Here is a 23,175-nt window from a genome sequence, read left to right as displayed (position 1 = left end):
GTGGGGCGAGTGGGACGGTCGGGGATCTTGACGACGAGTTTGAAGATGTGCTTGATGAAATGTCGCCACAGGACCGGATGATTACGGTTCGGTTGCTTCAGATCTTCGAGGAAATCATTGAGGAGAAAGAGCTCGAAGAGGAAGCGAAGCTCGAAATTTACAAGCAAATCGAGTTGGAGCGGATTCCTGACGCTATCGCACGTGTTGATTGGAGTGGAACCGCCGTTGATGTTGCAGGGCAGCTAATGTCTACGCTTATTCTGAAACACGCGTTGCCCAATGCGAATCACCGGACGTCGATCAGTATAGCTCAGTGGTATCTGGAGAGCATCGAAACCGGGTTCTCATTTCCGGACTTTGCGACTGAAGAGTACGATTGGAAGTCGTGGGTCAACGAGTACATTACCGAGTCGAAACGGCTCCTCACGGTTCGGCGGAATACGACAGCATTCTCGTTGCTTGCTGAATGGGGGTGTGACACCGTGCTGCGGAAAAATGGTATTGAGATCGTTCTGGCAGAGTACGACCTAGATTCCACCCGTTCAGAAGCGTACGAGCATTATGGAGAGCTCCACACCGAACTCTGTACGAACTTCCTTACTAAATCTGTCACGCGTGCTGGGCACGACGAACTCATTACTACCGATGGTAACGGAAAAGCGGAATTCGTCTCGTTCCTCGAAGAGGCAGAATAACCGCGTTAGTCTTGCAGGTCCGCGACGGTGCGCCCGAGCTCCCGGGCATATTCACTCTCGCTTACGTCGTATCGCTCTTCTATTGAGCGGAGTTGTTCTTGGAACATCATCGTAGGATCCTCAAGTCGCGTCTATTATAAAAAAATCGGTTCCAGCATAAGAACCTTTTCCCGACTGTTGATCGGGGCAAGCCGATTTGATACCCCACTTCCCCTTCAGGGCGGACCGCGCGAGCTTTTCGGGGTCATGTGCGACGTGCTTGACTTGGTCTGAACACAACTGGTGAGTGTGGTGACGATCTCTGTCAGGAGCTCCGCCGGCGGCGTCGGTGGCTCGTGAGATGTCGGCGGTCGCCTCGTATCGCTCTTATGCAAAGCTGCGGAATGACGATGATCGCTGCTGAGCACAATCAGCTTATAATCCGTTGAGAAGGCCCATGCCGACAGATTCTGCTTGGTGGAGAAAATACGCTTACAAGGACGCTACTGCGTCTTTCCACAGTTCTACACAAGAGCGCCTCGTGTTAACCAACAGAGCGCCTGTCATCAAATATTTGTTGGTTAATCAGATGGCGTCTCGCCGCTGGCTGAAGAGCACGAATAGCAAACTATTCTGGAATAGAACGTGTTGTTAGACGCAGAACTCCCGTTCACGCTCGATCAAGATGTCTCCACCGCCGTCGTGGGCGAGACTGGAAGCGGGAAGACGTCGATGATGAAACTGTTGGCCTACCAGTTCCCGTACTACAGCGACACAGCAGTCGTTGCTCACGATACCGGCGAGGACTTCCAAGCGTTCTACGAGGAGTTGGGCTTTGAGGTTCAGCGCATCCGCCACGAAGATAGCGACGTAGTCTGGAACCTCTTCACAGACGCTGACTCAGAGTCGGATTTCCGTGAGGTCGCCGGCGCGATCTTCGGCGAAGCCGATGGTCATGACCCGTTCCACCGGCCGGCCAAACAGACGTTCGCGGAGATGCTAATGTACCTCCATCTCAGCGCACAAAAGAACAATCGCCGTCACGCGCTCTGTCACGCCGATATCGTCTCGCTACTCAACGAGGGCCATATCGCGCTCAAGAAATCGCTTGACGAGTTCGACCGACTGGACTCGGGCCACATTGACCCTGACAAGGGAAAAGGCGCACAGAACGTCTACCAGACAATCAAGGAGAACGTCGATCCTGTCTTCACTGGCGACTTCGGAGAGTATGGGGAGTTCTCCCTGCAAGAATACATCGAGAATCCAGAGGGTCGGGTCCTCATCATCGACTCGAATCCGACGGAACTGGAAACGCTCGGGCCGATGTATCAACTGCTCGTAGACTGGTCGATCCGGTATGCGATGAACGCCTCGAACCCGACGGTCCACATCCTCGACGAGATTGACGCGCTGCTGGCACTGACCCAAGTGACGAACCTCACGGCTCGGGGCCGGAAACACAAAGCACGGGCACTGGTCGGCGTCCAGACAATCGGCCAACTCAAGGACACGTACAGTACGATCTCTGGGATTGTCGGCAACTGCCCGCAAGGCGTGTACTTCGGGCCGGGTGACAGCGAGTCGACGGACTTCATCCTTGACGAACTCGGCGAAAGCCGTCAGTATGATCGCTCTGAGATGGTGTCGATGAGTCACCAGGGACGCGATGAGAACCCACGAACGCAGGCTCGGGACACGTACAAAGAGAAGGACAAAACACCGGTCACATCTGGGCTGCTTCGAGACTTCCAGCCCGGTGAGTGCGTTGCTGTCTCTCGGACGACGTGGGTCCTCGGACGGTCCTACGAACTGGCCGACGTTCGCGACAGCCTTCCGGCACAGGGTGCGGAGTCGCCGGGCAGTTCGGAGCCAGAGCCCACGAAAGATGACACCGACATCGAGAGTGACAGCTGGTTCTCGTTCACTCGTGCGCAACTCGACGATATATTCCGTGGGTCAACTGGTGAGACCGACGACGGTGAGCCCAGAGATAGTGGCCCGGATCGTGGCCCCGAAGTTGAGCCAACCGTCGACGTGACGGATGGGTTGAGCGACGACGATTCGAGTGATCTACTCGACCAGACAACAGCAAACACTGCCGTTACGTCACCGGACACGGACCACCCGGACCTATCAGATAATGAAGATGAGTTCGACGGTGGCAGTCACGACCAGCAGTCCGACAACAACACTGGAGGACTCTTCTCTGAGTCGGACCCAGGCCCCAGCTTAGGCGGGACGGAATCTGCCGAGCAGGAAGGCGGTGAATCACCCACTGAATCAGATCCAGAGGGAGACTCAACCGAGACTGAAGAGCGGGACGAAACTGAGTCAAGAGAAGAGGGACGCGACGTATCTGAGTTTATGTAGTCCCCGTTGTGAACCTGTCGTCTGCATATAGAATATCCAATACTTTTGTGCTGTTCTGCGCCTGTGACTCTTTCTACCCCGCCGGTAAGAGTGGACACCCGGAATTTCTATCCCCGTTTCTATCAAATTCTATTACTTATCTTTATTCCTACTGTTACATCACTGAAATCGCAAGACGGCAGCGGTTTTCGCCCGGTCTGAATCACCACCAGTGAATTACCGCCGTTGACTGAACAAAGTCCAAATCGCAAGACGGCATGGGTATAATTCACCGACACCCCCCGATTAGTTACACTCTTTATCTTGTCCTCCAGAGATTCAGTCGCGAGGCGACCGCTGGAAACAGTGAGACATAAGGAATAGAACATAAGGACCAGTGACGAACGACGGACTTCGGATCGCGAGAAGCCCGCCCACTCAGTCCCAGCAGGATATGTTGGAATGTAAATAGGTGCCAACTTGTTCCCCGAAGTCCAATCGTGACCTGCACACGGTCGGCCAGCCCCACCGAGTGTCATGCGAGTCCACTGTGCCACGCACGTCGCCGGCCCGTCGACGTCGAGGCCACGCCGATCATACTCCCACCCGAACTGAGCCAGAGCTGGCAGACCCACGCTCGGGGCAGACCCATGCCGACGCCGCACCGAACTCAGCTCGTCGATCAACAACTGGAGGACACACCACTGTATCCGGAGCTTTGTATTCGAATCGCAACACTTCTGATAGATATTCCTTTCATTCGACATTATACTCGTAATTTAGTGTGCCACTCAGCCGAGGAACTGTCCGATCTCCAGTGGGGATCGCGCCCGCCACTGCAGGCACGATTGGACCGGCGTGAGGCGCGCGACAGCGCCGAGCGCAGCGCCCCGTCGTCCGAGTGAGCGCCAGCGAACGAGGACACGACAGACGACCAGCGGGAGTCTGTCAGTGGCGTCGCGCGCTGTCACGACACACCGCGCTTCCATTTGTTTCAGCCCGGCCGGCAGACCCACGTTTGCGATCCACTTGAGACTCTATCAGTTGCTGTGCATACGGTTTCTTTACTCACTTGGCTGCTGAAACAGCCGGTCAGTGGGTGTGCGAATCTATTGCCCCGAAGATTCTATAATCCAACAACTGGACTTGTAGATATGGACACTAGCCCTTCCACCGAGAGCATATTCGGTATGATCGTGTACTTCCTCTTTTTACTCGTGGCAGTGTTCCTCGGCCCACTTGAAGCAGTACTGGGTTTGGCACTTTATTGGCTACTTGGAGACGATGAAGAACATAGGCAGACACCAAGCTGAGCATCGTTACCTATTCCGCTAGTTCTGGATGAATACCTTGTACTGACCGCCCAGTCGCGAACTACTCGCCCAAGGCCGGCCGCTCTTCCTTGGCGTCGACGGCGACGGCGTATCGCATTACTGGGATAGCTACGAGTTCGCCGTCGCTGTTGTCGCAGCCAATGGCGACGGCGAGAAAGTTGAGTTGGTTGATACGCCGTTTGAGACGCTTGCTGAGTGGTGCGAATACACGCGCTCGGAGCGTGGGTGAGCGATGGTGAGTTCGAGCGCATCGAGGCCGTCTGGACCGGCTGTCAGTGGCGGGTCACTGGACGGGAGGTCGTGACGACGATGCGGCGGATTTGAATTTTGGAGCAGCTTGTTTTCACCGCGAAGAGTTAGAACCGACTGGTCAGTACGCGTGCGGATTGATGACCACAAAAAATACTATCTGATGGGTAGCAGTCCACGATATGCAGGCCATTGCAGGGGTCCTCTTATTCGTGGCCGGTCTCACTGGAGCGATTTGGCCCGAAGTGACTCTTCAGTTTTGGTTCTTTGGGGCTGTCAACGAGGGTTCTGCGTCCGCCAGTACAAAGACGTTCTTCCGGGGATTAGGCGTACTTTGCGCAGTCGCCGGGTTACTGGTCCTGATCAGTGGGTGATCTGTACTGACCGTCCAGTCGCGAACGACTCACCCAAGGCCGGCCACTCTTCTTGGGCGTCGACGGCGAGGGTGCAGCGCATTACTGGGACAGCTACGAGTTCGCCGTCGCTGTTGTGGCGGCTGATGGCGACGCCGAGACGGTCGAGCTGGCGGCGACGCCCTTTGAGACGCTTTCGGAGTGGTTCGGATACACGCGCTCAGAGCGGGGGTGGGACGTTGGGCCGCACGTCGGTGGGTCGCTCGTCGACGATCTCGTGCGGACGGTGGAAGCATGAGCGAGGTGTCGGTCGCCGAGGCGAAGGGCTTCGTGTATGAACCTGTCCGTGGTCCCAAGCGGAGGATTGAGTTCGAACCACGGAGCGATGGTAGTTTCGAACGCATCGAGGCCGTCTGGAACGGGTGTCAGTGGCGTGTGACTGGGCGGGAAGTCGTGACGACGATGCGCCGGATTTGAATCTTGGGTCAGCTTGTTTTCACCGCGAAGAGTCAGAACCGACTGGTCAGTACGCGTGCGCACTAAATAGGCAAAGAACTATTCGACAATAGGTCAAATTTCTATAATATGGAGACAGGTAATCTGCACTCAAGAAAGGGACTTAGCTTTATTTTGATCTTCGCACTTCTTGTACTTCTCCTAATAGCCACAAGAGGCGCTATGGGTGGTGTATATGAGTATATCTCAAATGTGAATTGGGTGGCTGGCATCTTATTCCTCATACTTGCAAATATAATCCCTATTTGGCTTGTTCTCCGATACATGGATTCACATGGTGAGGAATAACTGCCTGTACTGACCGACCCGCCCGCGAACTACTCACCCAGGGCCGACCGCTCTTCTTGGGCGTCGACGGCGAGGGTGCAGCCCACTACTGGGACAACTACGAGTTCGCCGTGGCAGTTGTCGCAGCTGATGGCGACGCTGAGAAAGTCGAGCTGGTCGATACACCCTTCGAGACGCTTTCTGAGTGGTGTGAATACACGCGCTCAGAGCGTGGCTGGGACATCGGCCCGCACGTCGGCGGGTCGCTGGTCGGTGATCTTGTTCGGGCGGTGGAAGCATGAGTGAGACCGTCGCCGACGTGAAGGGCTTCGTGTACGAGCCCGTGCGAGGACCGAAGCGGAAGATCGAGTTTGAGCCGCAGTCGGACGGTAGCTTCGAGCGCATCGAGGCTGTCTGGAACGGGTGTCAGTGGCGTGTGACTGGCAGGGAGGTCGTGACGACGATGCGCCGGATTTGAACGGTGGTATGAATCTTTTCACCGGCAGGGCGCAGAAACGGCAGGTCAGTACGTGTGCATACTGAATGATTCCAACAGGAAGATGAAAGACGGTCCGTGACTCTATCAGTCATTTTAATCCGATTTGATTCTAGATATTATCTATGTCTGAGAAACACGACTCCACCGATGTTCGTCGGTTTCAATCCGGTGATGGCGAGCGTATCCGCGAGTTGAACGACGTTGCGATGGCCACAACACCAGAGTACGAGCCAGAGATTCCAGATAAAGATCTCCGAGATGTCCAAACCAACTACCTTGACAATGACGGTGAGTTTCTTGTCGGTGTTGTAGAAGGCACCATCGTCGGTATGGGTGCTTACGCAACACCAAGCGAGTGGAAAGAGGAGTTCATTCACGTTGATTCCCAAACTGCTGAACTAACACGGATGCGTGTTGACCCCGAATATCACGGACAGGAGGTTGGGAGTGCTCTCTACCACGAGCTTGAACAGCGTGCGCGACACGACGGATACGAACGGTTGATCCTTGATACCGGTGCCGAGAACAATGTCGCACGTGGGTTCTACGAGAGCCTCGGCTTCCAACTGGAGCAAGAAATGTCCCTCAGTTTTGAGGGTGTGACATTTGAGTTGGTACTGTATCAGAAATCTATCGGTAAATAGGTGCCCTGTACTGACCTCCCATCCGCGAACTACTGACCCAAGGCCGACCGCTATTTCTCGGCGTCGACGGCGAGGGTGCAGCGCATTACTGGGATAGCTACGAGTTTCCGTGGCTGTTGTCACGGTTGATGGCGACGCCGAGAAAGTCGAGCTGGCAGCGACGCCCTTCGAGACGCTTTCTGAGTGGTGCGAATACACCTCGGAGCGTGGATGGGACATCGGCCCGCACGTCGGCGGGTCGCTCGTCGACGATCTCGTTCGGGCGGTGGAAGCATGAGCGAGACCGTCGCCGACGCGAAGGGCTTCGTGTACGAGCCCGTTCGAGGGCCGAAGCGGAAGATCGAGTTCGAGCCGCGGAATGATGGGAGTTTCGAGCGCATCGAAGCCGTCTGGACCGGGTGTCAGTGGCGGGTCACTGGGCGGGAAGTCGTGACGACGATGCGCCGGATTTGAATCTTGGGTCAGCTTGTTTTCACCGTGCAGAGTCAGAACTGACTGGTCAGTACGCGTGCGAATTGACCGATAAGGTTCCTACCCATTCTTGGATAGATTGAGCGAAGCGTGCAAGATGTAGGGCGCATAGTCAGCATACGAATGCAGAGCGGGGACTCAACGTGACAACTCACCTCTCGGGCAAAATCTCCTGAATGAATGTCTCGGCTTCGGCCAGATGATATTCGAAGAGCAACTCAGCCTACCATAACACTCTCGCATTCTCTCTTTAGAACAGTCCAGCAAGATACACTTCCTATTTGCACTTTGCACCCAATTCAAACATCACAATTTCATCGGAAAACAGCAACGTGATCGGCGGCTCAATCCTCACCTCGTCTACTGGAGGGGGATCGTCAATTCGCCCTCCTCTCCGCCTTCGAACTCGTCGCTGATCGTGTTGATCAGTACCTGGTCGTCGATCTCGTCCATTTCGAAGGGACCGGGCATAGCAAAGAGCGCGAGATGCAGGTCGCGGGGCGCGCCGTCGTCATCGATCTCAAACGTCACGGTCACCGATTCGGGATCACCTTCGTCATCGAAGTCGAACTCGCCGCCGATAATGTCGACGTCAGCGAGCTGACCGTCGGTTTGCTTACGCTTCCCCGAGACGTTCTGTGTGACTCCGTCCTCAGCATTCCCGAGCGCCCACATCCCGTCGTCGGGCCAATAGTGTGGTGGGATCGGTGGATTAGCGCCCTCACCGAAATCGACCTGCCAGTAGTCCAGTTCGCCGGCCGTCTCTTCCTGCTCAGGGATTACCGACGGTAGATTTTCGTCCGGGCTGAGGCATGTTCCGTGGTTCAGGACCAGTAGCGGGTGGTCCCCTCCGCCCTCGAAGCTGACCTCGGCTCCCTGAACCTCGTTGCTACCGTCTCGGCTCGTTTCGAAGTGAACGGAGCCGCTGCCAGCACCGGGGAAGTAGCCGTTGAAGGTTTCTTCCAATCCGCCTTCGAACGTGACCGTGAGTTTGGCACCGTCCTGGAGCGGTGTCGGTCCGCCACGGGTGAGGACCCAGTGCCAGTAGCTGTCCTCGCCGTCAGGGCAGTCCTGTTTGGCGTGCTCGCTGCCGAGCCCCTCCAACGGGACGAGATTTCCGGATTGTCCCGATTCGAACGCATATACTCTCCCATCACGGCTTCCGATATACGCGATTCCGTCCACGACTGCCGGGGACGAATAGACCGAATCGCCGGTCGTGAAACTCCAGCGTTCGGTTCCGTCTTCCGCGTCGACTGCATAGACGGTGTCGTCAAGGCTTCCGACATACACGACACCGTCGGCCACTGCTGCCGACGACCAAACGTCTAAGTTTGTGCTGAACCGCCATCTTTCGTCTCCATCCGCGTCGTCGAACGCGTATAAGTTCCCATCGGTGCTCCCGACGTACACCGTACCGCCGGCGACTGCGGGGGACGCCACCACTGAATCATCCGTCAGCGACCGCCACTCTTGCTCGCCTCCAGTAGTGATGGCGTACACGCTTTGGCCACCGCCTACGTAGACGAGGCCATCCGATACTGTGGGTGATGCGACTTCCGCTCCAATAGGGTGACTCCAGATCTCCGTCCCTGTCGCCGCGTCCAGTGCGTAGAGGTGACCGTCGTCGCTCCCGAAATAGACCGTGCCATCGACAACTGCAGGTGTGGAATTATTTGCGCCGTTGGTTTCGAATCGCCACTGCTCGTCGCCTGTCTCGGCACCGATTGCGAATAGCGTTCCCGGATCGCTGTTAGCGAAAAACACCCTGCCATCGACGACGGTCGGTGAATTAAACATCGTCGCTCCGCGCCCCCAGTCGAATTTCCACAGTTCGTCTCCGCTCGACGTGTCGACGGCGTAGAGGAAGTCATCTTCGGCGAGGAAAAATACCCGCCCTTCCTGTACCGCCGCAGTCGAAGTTACCGAGCCGTTCGTCTTGAACTCCCACTGCTGGTCGCCCGACAACCTATCGAGCGCATACATATATCCCTCGGAGTCGCCGATATACACGGTTCCGTTCGAAATAACGGGCCCGGGATCAATGATCGATCTGCTCGTTTCTGGTTGTCCCTCGGGCGAAGTCATAATGCGACTCCATCGGACACCGACGTCCTGTTTTGGCCCCGTCGCGTCTGGATGAAAGCCGCTGTTTGCCGCATCGTACTGGAACATCGGCCAGTCGCTGGTCGTCGTCGCCGCGGTGGCCTGGTCAAATACTGCCGGAAGCCCCTTCGCACCGATGCTCCCACCAATGAGTGCTTTGAGAGTTGTCCGTCTACTCAGTTTGCTCACGTTGTATTGTACTGGCATGGGTCTAGGTTAGCTCCCCACAGGAGCCAAAGAGTCATGATCCTATTTTTGTTATATAGAGATTATAATTTTCCGTCAAGCCGAAACGAATTATAACCTGACAGTACCGACGGACGGCTCTGTGATGCTCATCGCGGACGTCGTTCGCCCTTTGCGTAGGTTCGTCGCAGAATATTGGCGCTCCAGGATTTGTGGATCGTGACCGTACGCTCGCCAAGGCAGTACGATCGACCGACCACAAGATTGCAAGATATCCCAGACCGGTGGGAGCGTCCCATTTCGCGAATCAGTGTCGAGGAAGACCGTGTGCTCTCGACAAAGTGGGCCATTGCACTCGCTGTCGGCTCGTTCTGGATCCACCTCGGTCAGTGACAGTGCTCCTAGGGTTCGCCGACGCCCAACCGTACGTCGTGGCAGAGGTTTGCCTCGAACTCCCGCTCGCACTTTCGACGATAGATGCCCTCGTTGTTCCCTTAGTCTCAAACCATTTCGGCCGAACACAAAGGACGCAACGTGAGCATACTCGGCACGGCTTCAGGATTTTTGTTGCAGGCTTCGCCCTATGTCGTGGAGTCTTTGTCCTCGAATTGCTCGTCAACTCCCACTTCTCAAGCGACTGAGCGCGATGCTGTACACTCTCCCCGGACCATTCCAGAAATTCGCTCAAGCCCGGGTTTAAGAGCCCGTGATAGTGTGATATAGAAGTCCACCGCTCTTCGGATGAGAGGTTTACCAGCGTAGATGCTAAGTACTTACACGCACTGAGCAATCGATTCGAAGTTGTGATTCAGAAACAAACCGAATTGCCGTGCTGACTACAGCCTCTATATCTTGCACGGTAAATGAACTGGGTTCCTGACAAGTTCGGAATCTCGTTGTTAGCTACCTCGTGTGTATTGACCAACTGCTTGTTACAAATCCCATGAGTGGAATTGCCGTATTCATGACGACTGCTATGGGACTGTTCCTCGCTGGCTGCCAGTCGGCTCCCACCCCGACCCGGGGCTTTTTGAGCGATGCCGGCCAAGTGTGCATCGCACCGTTCTCATGTCACAGCAACACCTTTCTCCAGAGCAACAGCCATCCAGCCAGCGCCAGATTCCGAGCATTGAAGGGATTGGGCCAGTCGTCGACGAAGTGATCGACATAGCCCGCCGAGAACTCGATGCACCCCGGTCAGTGAAAATCAAAACGTGGGAGGATCGCGAGTTTCTGGTGCGTGTCAAGCATGGTTCAGCACCTGGCGTGAACACCCGGTACGGATACGAGACAGCAATCCAGTATCACAGCGATCGGGAAACTGTCGAAGCCTTCCTGATCGAAGAGGACACGCAGACTGATGAGTCAGAGCGATTGTTGAAGATGGAACTCGGAACAATCCCAGATCCAGTCCCAGAAAAAATTGGGGAGTAGCTGCCCCGGATTACTTGTCTGTCAGTTCTCGGTGATGGTCCTCACAGACCTGCCCGTACTCCTCATCGCGCTCTGGGTCATAGAAGGACCCAGCGCGGAATCTCACAGGGTTGAACTTGGTGTTGAACGTCTGCTCACAACGTGGGCACTGGACGTTTCCCATCTGATATCTCACCTCCCGGCGGCCCTGTCTGGCCGCCACCTGCCTGCGGCCACGCAAAATCGAGGTGTGTCTATCCGGGATTCCGGGCCCAGAAAACAGCTACCCAACAGCTCTCCAGACTGCGCCGACTGTGTTGGGTAGACCACTGAGGACCGCAGCAGGTCACGTTGCTCGAAGCGCGCCACACTCCGCACAGTACTCCTCAACTAGTGCGGTAGCTCCAGAGACCGTTGGATGGGGCATCGACTTTGGAGAGATCGCCCACGCGCCACAGTCGTCGCAGGACCCCGCTGCGTCAAGTGAGAATGCGTCTGCTGCGAACTGTGCGTGTTCGCAGTTTGCTTGCTTGCGCTTCTCCTGTGCAGTGTCGTGTGGAGTCCCCCTCGTTGGACTGTAGCTTTCGTTCTCGTTGCATACACTGCACCCCGAGGAGGACCACGACGTTCGGATGACGGTGTAATCATCGGTCACGAGCTTGTATCCGGTGTTGCTGTCCTCGTCAAGTCGAAAGACGGCGATGTACTCGTTTGATTTTGGGAGAGGGATTCGCTTGGCATCCTGACCGCTGGTAAGCTGTTCTATCGGATTTTCACCTTCTCTGTTAGTTGACATGATACTCGCCACTTTCCGGAGCGAGTCGCAAAAATGTCGCGCTATTGGCTTGTCTAGATCGAAGCACGAGCAGACAACAGAAGATGAAGTCCGTTTCCGTCCACCTCCCGGCGGCAGGCCGGGATCGCGCCCGCCACTGCAGGCACGATGGACCGCCGCGAGGCGCGCGATAGCGCCGAGCGGAGCGTCCCGTCGTCCGAGTGAACGGGTTTGTTGAATTCCCCACCAGATGAGATATTCTGACTCTGTGCGGTTAATACAGGTAAGACATCTACCGTTCAACGTCGTCTAATGGCCATCTAATTGGCAATCCAAACTGGTAATCGTGGGGAGGAGACGATATGGTATCGTTTACCCAACACGAATTTTGATGAGCGACTCCGGCTCTACAGGGGAAGCAGGCCGAGTGCCTCGGGCCGTTCGAGAGATTGAAGCTCTCCCGTGATGATAAGGCGCTTCGGGTCTCGGACCATTTGGCCCCGAGGCGGTTCACTCGTTCGTTTCCTGCAGTACGAGTTGTGTCGTCGCAAGATCTCGTTCTGAAGCTCTAAGGAATCCCTTTGTAAATCCTGCACCAAACATCGCGTCAACGAGGGTATCACCTGCCTGGGGTCTCTCTTTCCAGTCCACGACAGTAGCGAAACGAAAGATGTGGGAGTTCCCCGTTGGGGCGTCAAACGTCAGGTGCCATCGGTACTGGCTCGTTGAGCGGTCGGTTTCCAAGTAAAGGTTCGAACTAGCGTTGCCATCGTCAGCCGGAACAACGTCTCCAGAGTGAGAGACGAGTGAGCCTGACTGCCAGATCTGCTCGACCGTCAGCGAGGCAGTTTTCCACTCGGTCCCTACCTGATAGTTCGATCCAGGAATAAGTTGATACTTGGTGACGAGGGCGTACCGACCGGTCGTTTCGAGGTCGAGAACCGATGCAGACTGTCGAACGGTACCGTACATCCTGCTTCCGGCTGTTGTCGTGTCGGTAGCCACGACAGGGCCGTTCCGTTCACCCGTTGAAGCGACTGGATTCTGGGCGTGCGTGGCTGGTGGTGCAGAAGGCTCGTCGACGGCCTTGGCTGTAGCCCCGAGGACACCGATGCTTCCGGCGCTGGCGGCCAGTCCAAGAAGCGTTCGACGCTGCATTGTTTCAAGGAAATTTCGCTAAGATAGAATATCTGTTGATCGGCTCTGGAGAAGAACACCGGCCTCTCAAATAGGCCCTGAATCTTTTCTGCAGAACCAATCGTACCGCAATCGGAATACAAGATGTCGAAGATACAGTTGGGATATCTCGACTGGGGGTTGAGAATCGACTAGCTGTCGCCCGAGAGTAAATCTTCGACGAACCGGAAGCCGTTCACGAACGTCACTGAGTCACCGTATCCCTCACTAGTGAGCACCGCTTCAGCGCCTTCGCCGGCGGCGATATCTGTTGTGTATATGTACACCTCTGTCGCCGTCCCCGTGCTGAGATGCTGAGCAGCTAGGGCCGCAAGCGCGGCATCGGCTCGTTCGACTTCGTCTGCGGGTCGGTCGTCGGCGTTTGCGATGTACCGCTGGACACCGTCCATTGCCCGTGAAACGAGAGGGTCCGAAAACTCAAGCGGCGGCGCAACTGTTGCCCATCCCTCGTCAATTGCGGCGTCGACTGGTGGGGCTTCAACGTCGGGATCGTCGACTGTCAACTCCTCGTACACTCGCTCTGGGAGGACGAAGGTGATATGGTTCTGGCGGCCGAATCGGCGGACAGCCTTATACCGGTTGTTCGACAGCTGTCCTATCAGTACTTCCGAGGTTCAACGGTACAGGTCGTGATCATCGACCAGATTCTCTGTGAGTATACTGGCTCGAAGTAGAAGCAGTCGGAATCAGCGGCAGCCGAAACCAATGGCCTGGTCAATTGAGGCGTGACTCCGACGACTGGTGTAATACTGTCCGCTCAAATCGGATGTTTACTCTCGATATGAGGTCGGTTAGAGAGCGCTGCCGCTCAGCGGCAGGCGCTCTCGTCGCGTCTGGCGCTTACCACGGAGAGTAGCTTTGGAGCATGTACTCCGCTAACTCCTCCGCTCGATCTCTATCACATCCTTTGTCCTCGATCAGCCCTTGGATTGCTGACTCGCGCACAATCTGGTTAATTACCTCCTCGAACGACGAGAAGTCTGAGTGGTTCTCACCTGTTCCAAGCCGTCGCCGTACCACGAATGCATGAGCTAACATCACCACCGCGAGGTGGTGATGGACGCCCTTCCACGTTCGCCCTTGGTACTCGTCAGCACCAAGATTCTGCTTGATATCTCTGTGGAACTGTTCTACGCACCAACGGACTTGTGCCCAGGACACTAACTCCTCCAGAGATGCCCCATCAACCCCCCAACACATCCATGCTTTGAGTTTACCCTCTTCTCCATCTTTGTCTTCGTCGCCTTTTTTCAGCAGCAACCACCCTGTCTCGTCGCTTACCCATCCTGTATCCCGTCGTTTCACCTCTCGAATTCGTGTTCGGTAGAACTCACCAGAGAGCGATTCCTTGGTCCCTTCGTTCCACGTGATCTCAGTCCAGAGGTCGTCGCCGAGTGCCTCGGCGACTTCCTCTGGTGTCTCTGAACTCACGTCCTCAGGATGAGCAGAATGTTTCCGGTTAGGATGATCGTCTGGATGGACGAGATCGGTCTCTTCAGGAACGAACCGAAACTCCGTGGGCGAGACTTCGAGAACATATGGTTCGGGAATCGCCCGGAGTTTCCGCCTGAAACTCCGGGCTTCCCCGAAGTGTCTATCAGCAACGACCCAGCCGTGGTCAACACCAGCTGCAACTGCCTGTTCGATGAGATCCAGAGCTATGTCGGGCTTAGACCGGTGTTCAATATCAGCAGGGATGCCTGTGTCTTTCCGTCGCTGAGCGTAACGGTCACGTTGTTGTGGACTTTCGTAGTCCGCGTCGTCGTCACCAGTCCACTGTTCGGACAGGAATAAGCGCATCCCGAGTGGCCAGGTGAGTTGATCGGAATTCTGCCGCTCGCCAGGTCTGGCGAGCGTGCAGTTAACCGTGACTTGACAGTTGTTGAGTTTTCCAGTTGCACCACACCACTGACTGGCGACGCCAACGCTTTCGTCTCCTGATTTCGGGATACCCATGCCATCGACAATCAGTGCAGCCTCTCGGCCCTGAATCGCTTCGGGAACGCGTTCCCGAAGCTCGGTTTGGACGTTCTCGTGTTCCCACGGACTCTCACGAACAAACCGTTCGAGCCGTTCTTGATCAATGTGCATTTTCTCAGCGATGTCAGTGACGGTATTGGAACTTCCGGGGCGCAGCAGGCCCCGGAAGTACCGGCCCACATTCAGCCACGTTCGTTCATGCTTTGGCCATGATGATCCATCTGCCCGAGTTGTGAATGCTGTTTGGTAGTCGCTGAGAAACTGTAGCCCTTCCGCCTGCTTCGGTCTCACTTCGCTCATCTTGGCTCAGCTGACTCGTCCTGTGACTGAAAATCAACTGCCGGAATTAAACCTCGGAAGTACTGCTAGTACGGCCCCACTCATTCTCCAACCTTTGGGAAATCATCTGATAAGGAGCGTACACCGTGTACAACCGCGGAAGCGGCTAAGAGACTGGCGAATGGGGTAATAGATGACCAATAGACCGGGGCCGGACGAATAAGTAACGGCAACGCTAGCAATACCGTCCCCAATAGAGAAACCTCCACAATTTGTTTTAGAGGGGCGGAAAAGCCTCTCCAAGCGTAAATCCACGCCCCAGCAAATGCGGGCGCAAGTACAAACATGATATATCGGCCAATCAATTCTATCCTGTAGAACCACCAAATTGGATTGGACACAATAGAGCGTTCCCGTTCTACATAACGGTTTACGTAACCGTCTGCCGCGAACATCGTATACCGAACACCCGTTATCGCTGCATCAAGGCCCCAGATTACCGCGACGGACAGATACGACAAGGCAGCGGTGGCAAGACCCGCTACAGATACAGTTACGAGGTCTTTCCATGTCAGGTTGGTAAGTTGATGTCGATCGAATAGGACTGCAGGTAGGGCAAACATGGCGAATTGGCTAAATAATCCAGCCCCAGCAATTAAGAGTCCAATCAGGACCGGACGACTGACCAGTAACGCCGCTACCATCAGCATATTGGAGAGCGGTCGTGGATCGATTTTAGTCCCTCCAATGTATGGAAATGCCGCAAGAAAGAAGATAGCAGCAATCAGACCGACCGCTTTCTCTCCACGCTTGTTCCCATATCGATAGATCAGAATGGCTGTTATTGCATTAGCAATCGCGATAAGGACAAACCAACTTGCTGCGTAGTGTCCAGTTTCATACACTCCAATATTTGCGAACTGAAACAAAGGTGGTTTGTTATCCCATGCTGAAACGTACAGATCGCCTCCCGAAGAGACGGTTTCTGCTAGAGGCAACCAGACCTCTCGGGAGTTTGCAAGCAACTCTTTTCCTGCGAAAAGGGTCACGTAAGAGCGGTGGAACTGCATTATAGAGCTGAAAGCCAACAGTCCAAGTAAGATACACTTGTTCTCTCGAACCCATTTAGACAGATTCTGCATAAATCATATTCAGGTAATTCGCGTAATCAAAATACCGGATTAGAATCTATACCAATGAACCTTCGCTCTTCGGAAGCAGGTTGTTGGTCAGATAGAGCTGGCGCTGTAGAAGCGTAGCGGGCAAGGGTGACGCAGCAGCGTCACCCGATATGTTCCCATCCGAAGTGTTGAACTCAGAGGCGAGCGCCGCGAACCTGCCGGAGCAGGTTCGCTGGCGTGATGGCCTCTATTGCCCGCACTGCCGGTCTGAGTCGGTGATTAAACACGGCAGCTATCGAACGTATCAACGGTATCTCTGTAAGGATTGCGACCGCACGTTCAACGACAAGACTGGCACGATCTTCGCGCACGCGAAGATCGGCCTCGACAAGCTCTTGTTCGCGTTCTACTCGTTTCTTCGGTTCAACACGAGTATCCACCAGTTGGACGCTGAACTCCCCGTTTCGTATCGGTCACTACGGCGGCGCGTCGAGCAGTTCGCCAGAACGCTCGACGCGCCAGCCATCAACCTCGTTGGCCCGGTCGAAATCGACGAAGTCTACGTGACTGCGGGGCTAAAGGGCCGCGAGCGCGACCAAGAGCCGCGCTCGCGTGGCCTGTCCACGCGTGGACGAGGATCGTACGATGGAGACAAACCACCAGTGTTCACGTTGGTCGATCGTGGCAGCGGTGAGCGCTACGTTGTCCCGGCGAAATCCGCTGACGAATCGACCGTGCGACTCCTCCTCAGCGACTGCGAGGAGGAGCCGCTGACCGTCTATACGGACGGATTTCGAGCGTACGATCCACTCGAAGACGACGAGAACTACCAGCGAGAAGCGGTCATTCACAGCGAGGGTGAATATGTGGATGGAGACGCGCACGTGAATACCTGCGAGAGCCACGCGTCGCTGGCGCGACGGTGGCTCTCGCCACACCGAGGCGTCTCCAAAGACAAACTGACGCCGTATCTCAGAGCATTCCAACTTCGCCGACGAATCCTACGCAAACCCGGTCAAGAAGCGCTCAAAGAAATCGTTCGAACCGTCCTCTGATTCACCAACAACGTGCTTCACATGAGCGACTTAGCAATATTTATGCTACAAACTTAGAGGATATGGTTGCGATAGAAGCTTACACCGAAGATTATAGCGAAGTTTGGGAGTGGCCGGAAGACTGACCTTTTTCAGCGGGAGTGTTTGTGTATGAAAGTAATAAACTGTTGGCTTTGGTGAATCGCCATACGGCGTTCGAATCGTGCTGTTGATAGTTGGTTACCACTGGGCTGTGTAAGAGTTAGAACCAGAAATTTACACTCATCAAACGTTGTGGATGAACGACCACATATTTTCCCGACAGCTCACCATATCTCCAAATACAATCGACCTCAGTCTAGTGATTCACCAGAGCCAATTGGGCCTATCAGTATCTATTTATATGAAATTGCTAAGATAATATTATGGGCAAGGCTAGTGTCAATTGTACTAAGTGTGGGAGGGGTTTCGAGGTAGACACTCGCTACTTCCAGATATTTGGTGAGGATCCGTTTTGTCAAGACTGTTTAATTCACACTGAGTGCCAATCCTGTGGTCGAGGGCTTCGGTTGCAACCGTCTCGGTTTCAAGAACTTGGTGGTGATCCAATTATTTGCACCGACTGTGGCCAACAACCGAGTGCTGCCTCGTCATCACCGAGACAACAGAGTCAATCTTCGGCACAGAGTTCCAGCACTGGGTCATTCTGGTCTGGTTTGAGCATCGGCGAAAAAATTGTCTTCCCACTCTTACTGGTCGCTTTGCTCGGAATGGGTTGGCTGGCACTCGTCGCTAATTTGAACGGTGGTGAATTTTCCGGGCCTATCGCTGGCGTGACGTTCTTGCTCATTTGGCTCCATCGACGGGGAAAAAAGAACCGCTGAACGTGGCACTCAACTAACGACTGTCAACGTGTCCCCCTCTGAGCGATTGTCACATAGTGATGTTGAGCGAATTGATGAGTTGGAGGCGACAGTTGACCGCACCGACAATGTCCTAGTCTGTCACGACCATGACCGCTGGCTCTCCCGTGCCGATCCGACAGTTCGCCACCGGCTAACCGGGAACGCAATCAGCCTGAAAAAGTACTATCCCGGTGAGTTAGCCGATATTTTGTATGCTTGTGCTCGGAAGAGGCTTCGATACGGCGCTGTCGGTCGAGACACGCTCGAACAACTTGCCGATGTCGTCTCTGGGATTGTCCGGACGGATATCTTCAGGTTACACGCCGCTGCGACGCTGGCCGAGCGTCGCCGACACGATAACCATCCAACCAGCCGGTGTCGAGCAGTCGGCCGCTCTCGCCCAGCGCTGGCTCTTGGAGAACAATCTCGACTCGCTTGGAGGTCATCACATACTGTAGAAGTACGATGGCCGCCACGAAGGGCTGTTGAGGCAGCACTTACCACGTCCCAATGGTGAAGTAACGGATCAGCGTCGGTTCACCATTCTGCGGAGTGAGTACGAGGAGGCAACGAAAGAGATGGAAACAGTAGATTTTGACCTCAAATGGGAAACCTAAACCCAGAACGCCGATTTGGCCGCTCTGTTCTGAACTTACCTCGTGCGAGATACGCGCCCTGTATCTTTCAGGGCACTCAGAACAGTATTTGAAACTGACAGGAATTGTAGCGGTCCGTTCGCACGCGTACTGACCAGCCGTTTCTGCGCGATTCCAGTGAAGAAATCCAGAGTGGCGCTTAGATCCGCCGCATCGTCGTCACGACCTCCCGCCCAGTGACCCGCCACTGACAGCCGTTCCAGACGGCCTCGATGCGCTCGAACCCACCATCTGACCGCGGTTCGAACTCGATCTTCCGCTTGGGACCACACGGACAGGCTCATACACGAAGCCGTTCGCGTCGACGACCGACACCTCGCTCATGCTTCAACACCTCGAACAAGATCCCCAACCAGCAAGCCACCGACGTGCGGGCCGATGTCCCACCCACGCTCGCCACGAGTGTATTCGCACCACTCCGAAAGCGTCTCAAAGGGCGTCGCCGCCAGCTCGACCGTCTCTCCCTCACCATCAACCGAAACAACAGCGACGGCGAACTCGTAGCTGTCCCAGTAATGCGCTGCGCCGTTGCCGTCGACGCCCATGAAGGGTGGTCGACCCTAGATCAGTCGTTCGCGAGCGAGTCGGTCAGTACAGAGAATCGATTCATCACAGTACTCGAGTCAGTTCGTGTATACCGTCTGCGACGGTAGTCATGGTTGAGTCGTCGACCTGCGCCACACGCTTGGTGCTCTCTTGGTGGGGAAAGACGTGTAGCGACCACGGACTCACGTAACTCGGATACGTCTTCAGTTCGCCTTCGGTGAGCGAATCGACCGTCAGTTCAACTGCCGTCTCCCGCTCAGTCGACGTGATGACTGCAACCGTATATCGATCGCCGAAGAACGGTCGGTTCCGGTTCGAGACGACGAGATACGGCCGGACCCCGCTTTTGAACGTTGCTGGCGCGAGGACAACACTGCCTTGTGCGTAGGCCATCCTACGCGTTTTCTCCTAAATCCGGCGCTTCGTCGGCCCATTCGTCATCGTCGCCGTAGGCGTCGTCGCCATACTCGGCCTCGATTTGCTGGAGGCTCACTGCGTTCGCAACCTCCGAGGCTGCGACGTCCTCGGCAACCGCCCAGTAGGAATCGACCTTCCGAACAAGACCCTTCTCCTGGAGTCGGGAGAGGGTCTTGTGGACACTGGAATGCGGCACGTCAGTCAGTTCCGTCAGTTCCTTCGGGCTGAACCCCATGTCGGGATGGTCGAGCAACACCGTGAGCAGTTCGTGGCCGTTCGTGCCGGGTTTAACGGGTGGCGTGTCTCCTCCGCTGGAATCGATTCTGATTGGCATTGGTGTCCGTCTATGTCAGTCTCTGTCTGAGAACGTCATAAAGTTGTTCCCGTCAAAAGACGCTCGTGATCAAAATCTGTATCGGCCGATCTATACCCTCTGTTCTCACTGCACAAGTAGTGATGCATACGCGCTCTGCATCTTGTACTGCGCTCTGAATAGCATTTGAAGTTGGTAGGACTCGCAGCGCTCAATTTGCAGACATACCCACCCGCTATTCCAGCCAGTTGCATGAGTAAAGAAACCGCATCCACAACAACAGATACAAGAACTGTATCCAGTCTGGGTCGGCCAACTCCCAAATACACACTGGAAATCGACGCAGATGGGAATGAAACCGAGAACCCAGATAACCATCCATTCGGAACGGTCGAAGATATCCCACTCCCGCTCTCGGGTGAGCTCCGACCAAACTAAAACCGTTGCACACCCAAATATATTCGAACTGAATACAGTGAGGACCAATCTTTGAAACATACTCGGCGTCGGTTCCTGACGGTGCTTGTTGGTGGTGCGGTTGGGAGCGCGGGCTGTACTGCTACGACCCGCGACAGGTGGACTGGGGGCCTGCTCGGCCCACAACGGCTTCAGTGGCGGTATCAGGCTGGGGCTCGTCTTGGTACCGCCCCGAGTATCAAACATAGACAGCTCTATATCGCTGGTGATGACGGCAACCTCTATTCGTTAGAGCCAGCTGATGGCACACTCAAATGGACGTTTCAAACTGAGGGCGAAATCTGGTCCAGTCCTGAGCCCACCGACGACACAATCTACGTTGGCAGTTGGGATAATACCCTCTACGCAGTTGCCCCGGACGGGACAGAACGCTGGCGGTTTCACACTGACGGCGGCGTCGGCAGTAATCCGAGCTACGTAGATGGGACAATATATGTAGGCAGCTACGATGGTCATGTGTACGCAGTTGATGCCAACTCCGGCGACGAGCAGTGGGCATATCTTACCCAAAACGAGGTTGCAGCTGGCCCGGTAGTAGACGGTGACATTGTCTACATCGGAAGTATTGACAAGTCACTGTATGCACTTGACGCCGCGACTGGCGAGTTGTTGTGGGAGTTCGCCACTGATGACAAAATCTCGAACAGTGCTGCCGTCGATGGTGATCGCATCTTTGTCGGATCGACCGACGCAACACTATATGCGCTTAATCGCTACAATGGCAGTCTGCTTTGGTCACTGGCAACGGAGCATGATATCAACTCCACGCCAGCAATATCGAAGAACACGGTCTACGTCGGCAGTTTTTTTGGCGCCTTTTACGCCGTGGACGTAGCGACAGGTGAGGTCCGCTGGAAAACCGACAAACCAGAGGGACCACTTCTCAGCGACCCGAGAGTTGCCGATGGTGTCGTCTATATCGGAGATCGGCACGGGAATATGCGAGCATTCGATGCCGAAACTGGGGCCCAGCAGTGGGTATTCGAGACTGGCAACGCTATCCACTCGAAACCTTACGTCACTGATGAAACGGTCTATTTCGGCAGTAGCGATGGGTATGCATACGCGATTGAACGATGAGTTCATCCGCAAGATCAACGGCCAGTTCGCACACAGACTGCCCAGCCGATTCTGGGCCCCTTCCTCACAAATCTGGGACGTCGTACCAACCGTAGGTCAACGTCAGCGACAGTTCCCATCCGTTCGCACATACGGTGGCCACACTATCCACCAGCCGAAGAGTCGTGGAACGACCGACCGGACCGAAATTCAGTCAGCTCAGCGATCCGGTCTTCGAGTTCGTCGATCTCCTCGCGGAGTTCGTCGGCTTCCTCGCCTTCGGTCGCCTCAAGTTGGTCTTTCAGCCCCTGTAGACGTGTTTCCTTCTCCTGTTCGTCTACATCGGCCTTGCGAACGTACTCGCTCGGTTCGATGTCGTAGACGTCGGACTCGGACAATTCGGTCACGTCGAGTGCTTCGTCAACCTTGCTGGAATCGACCGTTGTCAACCGTTCACGCTCGATGCCGGCGGATTCAAACGCGTTCAACACCAGCTCATCGTCCTTGAGCGACCGATTCCGACGCGTGGTCCGCTGGACGGACCCAAACTGCCCAGAGACTGGCTGGTCGTGATGGAGCCGATCAAGCAAGACGCTCCGAACGTCTTTCCGGAGGTCGTTTGCGTTGCGCTGGACGTCCGACAGCAGGGTGTAGACATTCACGAGTGCAGGCGTGTCGACAGCGTCGAGCTTCGTCAGGTCATGGCGTTCGAGGGCGTCAATCAGCAAGAGCGCGTCTGCATACACGTCCATATTTGGCTCTTCGCGCTCGGTCTCGTCGGGTTCCTCACTACCGCTTTGAGCTTCCACCAGTGGCGATCCCGTGGACTGGTCGCTTTCGGTTAGTGTCCCTGCTCGGTCGTCTATCTCAAACCGTGGATGGAGAGACAGAACGGTCGCGTACGGTTCGGCGTCGGGCGGCAAGCGGTCGACATCGAATTCACCACGGGCCTCGCTTACGCGCTCGTAGAGTGTCTCGAATTGGGCTTGCTGGAGTGGAATCGTCTCGTCGTCGTCTCGGTACTGGATCAGCACGCGGTGTTCCTGCACATCCTCGATGCCGAAGGCTTTGCGCGACAGCGGGGTGACGAGGGTTGCATCCAACGGGAGTGCGTCAACGTTGTCGAGTAGGTTGTTCCAGGTTGGACCGAAGGTCATTGGCAGTGGTATGTTGTTATCGGTGAAAACGATGGTTGAAATCACGGCGGAACGTGGGTTCTGCGAGCTGGTTCAGAGCCGTCCTTTCAGCGACGCGTAGCGGTCAGTACAATAAGATCACAAAGCGCAATGAAGATCTACCTCTGTGACTCAGCCAGAGTTTGCATACCGAACAGGATGAGTAAAACGCTAACT

General features: G+C 55.3%; 24 protein-coding genes and 4 pseudogenes. 16 read left to right on the top strand and 12 right to left on the bottom strand.

Annotation, left to right across the window (positions count from 1 at the left end):
- Positions 1-47 precede the first annotated feature (47 nt).
- Together Har1129_RS04825 and Har1129_RS04820 are read left to right on the top strand one after the other, a co-directional pair.
- Complete coding sequence (locus Har1129_RS04825; RefSeq protein WP_225307743.1) at positions 48-695, top strand: hypothetical protein; 648 nt, start codon at positions 48-50, stop codon at positions 693-695.
- A gap of 624 nt (positions 696-1,319) precedes the next feature.
- The gene (locus Har1129_RS04820) at positions 1,320-3,047 is read left to right on the top strand and encodes a type IV secretion system DNA-binding domain-containing protein (protein ID WP_225307742.1); all 1,728 of its coding nucleotides are present in this window, start codon (positions 1,320-1,322) and stop codon (positions 3,045-3,047) included.
- A 770-nt stretch (positions 3,048-3,817) separates the two neighbouring features.
- On the opposite strand, the gene Har1129_RS04815 is transcribed toward Har1129_RS04820, so the two are convergent.
- Complete coding sequence (locus Har1129_RS04815; protein WP_151099650.1) at positions 3,818-4,015, bottom strand: hypothetical protein; 198 nt, start codon at positions 4,013-4,015, stop codon at positions 3,818-3,820.
- A 165-nt stretch (positions 4,016-4,180) separates the two neighbouring features.
- On the opposite strand from Har1129_RS04815, the gene Har1129_RS20430 reads away from it, so the two are divergent.
- The 10 genes and pseudogenes from Har1129_RS20430 (at position 4,181) to Har1129_RS04780 (ending at position 7,341) form a co-directional block, all read left to right on the top strand.
- Positions 4,181-4,339 carry a hypothetical protein gene (locus Har1129_RS20430; RefSeq protein ID WP_191906236.1) on the top strand — a complete coding sequence of 53 codons (159 nt, stop codon included), beginning with the start codon at positions 4,181-4,183 and terminating at the stop codon, positions 4,337-4,339.
- A 52-nt stretch (positions 4,340-4,391) separates the two neighbouring features.
- Positions 4,392-4,586: pseudogene (locus Har1129_RS20865) on the top strand (hypothetical protein); the annotation flags it as partial.
- Complete coding sequence (locus tag Har1129_RS21310; protein WP_370455451.1) at positions 4,556-4,684, top strand: hypothetical protein; 129 nt, start codon at positions 4,556-4,558, stop codon at positions 4,682-4,684. The pseudogene Har1129_RS20865 and the gene Har1129_RS21310, both read left to right, overlap by 31 nt.
- Positions 4,685-4,996: 312 nt before the next feature.
- A pseudogene (locus tag Har1129_RS04805) lies at positions 4,997-5,260 on the top strand (hypothetical protein); the annotation flags it as partial.
- On the top strand, positions 5,257-5,439 hold the full coding sequence (locus Har1129_RS04800; protein WP_151099648.1) for a hypothetical protein: 183 nt from the start codon (positions 5,257-5,259) through the stop codon (positions 5,437-5,439). The pseudogene Har1129_RS04805 and the gene Har1129_RS04800, both read left to right, overlap by 4 nt.
- A gap of 323 nt (positions 5,440-5,762) precedes the next feature.
- Complete coding sequence (locus Har1129_RS04795) at positions 5,763-6,047, top strand: hypothetical protein (RefSeq protein WP_151099647.1); 285 nt, start codon at positions 5,763-5,765, stop codon at positions 6,045-6,047.
- A complete protein-coding gene (locus Har1129_RS04790; RefSeq protein ID WP_151099646.1) occupies positions 6,044-6,223 on the top strand; it encodes a hypothetical protein in 180 nt (59 codons plus the stop codon). The genes Har1129_RS04795 and Har1129_RS04790 overlap by 4 nt, the downstream gene beginning before the upstream one ends.
- A 143-nt stretch (positions 6,224-6,366) precedes the next feature.
- Positions 6,367-6,888, top strand: a complete 522-nt coding sequence (locus Har1129_RS04785) for a GNAT family N-acetyltransferase (protein ID WP_151099645.1) — start codon at positions 6,367-6,369, stop codon at positions 6,886-6,888.
- Between the two features lie 20 nt (positions 6,889-6,908).
- Positions 6,909-7,165: pseudogene (locus Har1129_RS20425) on the top strand (hypothetical protein).
- Positions 7,162-7,341, top strand: a complete 180-nt coding sequence (locus Har1129_RS04780) for a hypothetical protein (protein ID WP_151099644.1) — start codon at positions 7,162-7,164, stop codon at positions 7,339-7,341. Before Har1129_RS20425 ends, Har1129_RS04780 begins: the two are co-directional and overlap by 4 nt.
- Positions 7,342-7,719: 378 nt before the next feature.
- On the opposite strand, the gene Har1129_RS04775 is transcribed toward Har1129_RS04780, so the two are convergent.
- Positions 7,720-9,672, bottom strand: coding sequence for a PQQ-binding-like beta-propeller repeat protein (locus Har1129_RS04775; protein WP_151099643.1), 1,953 nt, complete (start codon positions 9,670-9,672; stop codon positions 7,720-7,722).
- A 1,047-nt stretch (positions 9,673-10,719) separates the two neighbouring features.
- Here Har1129_RS04775 and Har1129_RS04770 point away from each other — a divergent pair.
- Positions 10,720-11,085, top strand: coding sequence for a hypothetical protein (locus tag Har1129_RS04770; protein WP_191906248.1), 366 nt, complete (start codon positions 10,720-10,722; stop codon positions 11,083-11,085).
- 325 nt (positions 11,086-11,410) lie between these two features.
- On the opposite strand, the gene Har1129_RS04765 is transcribed toward Har1129_RS04770, so the two are convergent.
- From Har1129_RS04765 to Har1129_RS04745, 5 genes are all read right to left on the bottom strand, one after another.
- Positions 11,411-11,860 (bottom strand): hypothetical protein, encoded by a 450-nt coding sequence (locus Har1129_RS04765; protein WP_151099642.1) that lies wholly within the window; start codon positions 11,858-11,860, stop codon positions 11,411-11,413.
- Positions 11,861-12,349: 489 nt separating this feature from the next.
- Positions 12,350-12,997 (bottom strand): hypothetical protein, encoded by a 648-nt coding sequence (locus Har1129_RS04760; protein WP_151099641.1) that lies wholly within the window; start codon positions 12,995-12,997, stop codon positions 12,350-12,352.
- 170 nt (positions 12,998-13,167) lie between these two features.
- A complete protein-coding gene (locus Har1129_RS04755) occupies positions 13,168-13,635 on the bottom strand; it encodes a hypothetical protein (protein ID WP_191906249.1) in 468 nt (155 codons plus the stop codon).
- A 241-nt stretch (positions 13,636-13,876) separates the two neighbouring features.
- A complete protein-coding gene (locus Har1129_RS04750; protein ID WP_151099639.1) occupies positions 13,877-15,316 on the bottom strand; it encodes an IS701 family transposase in 1,440 nt (479 codons plus the stop codon).
- A gap of 80 nt (positions 15,317-15,396) precedes the next feature.
- Positions 15,397-16,365 carry a hypothetical protein gene (locus Har1129_RS04745; RefSeq protein ID WP_151099638.1) on the bottom strand — a complete coding sequence of 323 codons (969 nt, stop codon included), beginning with the start codon at positions 16,363-16,365 and terminating at the stop codon, positions 15,397-15,399.
- A gap of 221 nt (positions 16,366-16,586) precedes the next feature.
- On the opposite strand from Har1129_RS04745, the gene Har1129_RS04740 reads away from it, so the two are divergent.
- Both Har1129_RS04740 and Har1129_RS04730 read left to right on the top strand, forming a co-directional pair.
- Positions 16,587-17,471 carry an IS1595 family transposase gene (locus tag Har1129_RS04740; RefSeq protein ID WP_151099637.1) on the top strand — a complete coding sequence of 295 codons (885 nt, stop codon included), beginning with the start codon at positions 16,587-16,589 and terminating at the stop codon, positions 17,469-17,471.
- Between the two features lie 1,096 nt (positions 17,472-18,567).
- The gene (locus tag Har1129_RS04730) at positions 18,568-18,813 is read left to right on the top strand and encodes a hypothetical protein (RefSeq protein ID WP_151099635.1); all 246 of its coding nucleotides are present in this window, start codon (positions 18,568-18,570) and stop codon (positions 18,811-18,813) included.
- 337 nt (positions 18,814-19,150) lie between these two features.
- On the opposite strand, the pseudogene Har1129_RS20860 reads toward Har1129_RS04730, so the two are convergent.
- The 4 genes and pseudogenes from Har1129_RS20860 to Har1129_RS04710 all read right to left on the bottom strand — a co-directional run bounded on the left by Har1129_RS20860 (position 19,151) and on the right by Har1129_RS04710 (position 20,308).
- A pseudogene (locus Har1129_RS20860) lies at positions 19,151-19,335 on the bottom strand (hypothetical protein).
- Positions 19,332-19,556, bottom strand: a complete 225-nt coding sequence (locus Har1129_RS04720) for a hypothetical protein (protein ID WP_151099634.1) — start codon at positions 19,554-19,556, stop codon at positions 19,332-19,334. The pseudogene Har1129_RS20860 and the gene Har1129_RS04720 overlap by 4 nt, the downstream one beginning before the upstream one ends.
- 64 nt (positions 19,557-19,620) lie before the next feature.
- Positions 19,621-19,950, bottom strand: coding sequence for a type II toxin-antitoxin system PemK/MazF family toxin (locus Har1129_RS04715; RefSeq protein ID WP_151099633.1), 330 nt, complete (start codon positions 19,948-19,950; stop codon positions 19,621-19,623).
- Between the two features lies 1 nt (position 19,951).
- A complete protein-coding gene (locus Har1129_RS04710; RefSeq protein ID WP_151099632.1) occupies positions 19,952-20,308 on the bottom strand; it encodes a helix-turn-helix domain-containing protein in 357 nt (118 codons plus the stop codon).
- Positions 20,309-20,806: 498 nt separating this feature from the next.
- On the opposite strand from Har1129_RS04710, the gene Har1129_RS04705 reads away from it, so the two are divergent.
- Positions 20,807-21,844, top strand: a complete 1,038-nt coding sequence (locus tag Har1129_RS04705) for a PQQ-binding-like beta-propeller repeat protein (protein ID WP_191906238.1) — start codon at positions 20,807-20,809, stop codon at positions 21,842-21,844.
- A 143-nt stretch (positions 21,845-21,987) separates the two neighbouring features.
- Here Har1129_RS04705 and Har1129_RS04700 read toward each other — a convergent pair whose 3' ends face one another.
- Positions 21,988-22,980 (bottom strand): hypothetical protein, encoded by a 993-nt coding sequence (locus tag Har1129_RS04700; RefSeq protein ID WP_151099630.1) that lies wholly within the window; start codon positions 22,978-22,980, stop codon positions 21,988-21,990.
- Between the last annotated feature and the right edge of the window lie 195 nt (positions 22,981-23,175).

The organism is Haloarcula sp. CBA1129 (genome assembly GCF_008729015.1).
Taxonomy (GTDB): Archaea; Halobacteriota; Halobacteria; order Halobacteriales; family Haloarculaceae; genus Haloarcula.
This window is presented reverse-complemented; position numbering and strand designations above follow the sequence as displayed.

What these genes read in the sequence shown, in the direction of transcription:
- Har1129_RS04815 (WP_151099650.1), bottom strand. Translation starts at nt 4,015, where the DNA reads ATGGAAGCGCGGTGTGTCGTGACAGCGCGCGACGCCACTGACAGACTC.
- Har1129_RS20430 (WP_191906236.1), top strand. Translation starts at nt 4,181, where the DNA reads ATGGACACTAGCCCTTCCACCGAGAGCATATTCGGTATGATCGTGTAC.
- Har1129_RS04800 (WP_151099648.1), top strand. Translation starts at nt 5,257, where the DNA reads ATGAGCGAGGTGTCGGTCGCCGAGGCGAAGGGCTTCGTGTATGAACCT.
- Har1129_RS04790 (WP_151099646.1), top strand. Translation starts at nt 6,044, where the DNA reads ATGAGTGAGACCGTCGCCGACGTGAAGGGCTTCGTGTACGAGCCCGTG.
- Har1129_RS04785 (WP_151099645.1), top strand. Translation starts at nt 6,367, where the DNA reads ATGTCTGAGAAACACGACTCCACCGATGTTCGTCGGTTTCAATCCGGT.
- Har1129_RS04780 (WP_151099644.1), top strand. Translation starts at nt 7,162, where the DNA reads ATGAGCGAGACCGTCGCCGACGCGAAGGGCTTCGTGTACGAGCCCGTT.
- Har1129_RS04775 (WP_151099643.1), bottom strand. Translation starts at nt 9,672, where the DNA reads ATGCCAGTACAATACAACGTGAGCAAACTGAGTAGACGGACAACTCTC.
- Har1129_RS04770 (WP_191906248.1), top strand. Translation starts at nt 10,720, where the DNA reads ATGTCACAGCAACACCTTTCTCCAGAGCAACAGCCATCCAGCCAGCGC.
- Har1129_RS04765 (WP_151099642.1), bottom strand. Translation starts at nt 11,860, where the DNA reads ATGTCAACTAACAGAGAAGGTGAAAATCCGATAGAACAGCTTACCAGC.
- Har1129_RS04760 (WP_151099641.1), bottom strand. Translation starts at nt 12,997, where the DNA reads ATGCAGCGTCGAACGCTTCTTGGACTGGCCGCCAGCGCCGGAAGCATC.
- Har1129_RS04750 (WP_151099639.1), bottom strand. Translation starts at nt 15,316, where the DNA reads ATGAGCGAAGTGAGACCGAAGCAGGCGGAAGGGCTACAGTTTCTCAGC.
- Har1129_RS04745 (WP_151099638.1), bottom strand. Translation starts at nt 16,365, where the DNA reads ATGCAGTTCCACCGCTCTTACGTGACCCTTTTCGCAGGAAAAGAGTTG.
- Har1129_RS04740 (WP_151099637.1), top strand. Translation starts at nt 16,587, where the DNA reads ATGTTCCCATCCGAAGTGTTGAACTCAGAGGCGAGCGCCGCGAACCTG.
- Har1129_RS04730 (WP_151099635.1), top strand. Translation starts at nt 18,568, where the DNA reads ATGCTTGTGCTCGGAAGAGGCTTCGATACGGCGCTGTCGGTCGAGACA.
- Har1129_RS04720 (WP_151099634.1), bottom strand. Translation starts at nt 19,556, where the DNA reads ATGGGCGTCGACGGCAACGGCGCAGCGCATTACTGGGACAGCTACGAG.
- Har1129_RS04715 (WP_151099633.1), bottom strand. Translation starts at nt 19,950, where the DNA reads ATGGCCTACGCACAAGGCAGTGTTGTCCTCGCGCCAGCAACGTTCAAA.
- Har1129_RS04710 (WP_151099632.1), bottom strand. Translation starts at nt 20,308, where the DNA reads ATGCCAATCAGAATCGATTCCAGCGGAGGAGACACGCCACCCGTTAAA.
- Har1129_RS04700 (WP_151099630.1), bottom strand. Translation starts at nt 22,980, where the DNA reads ATGACCTTCGGTCCAACCTGGAACAACCTACTCGACAACGTTGACGCA.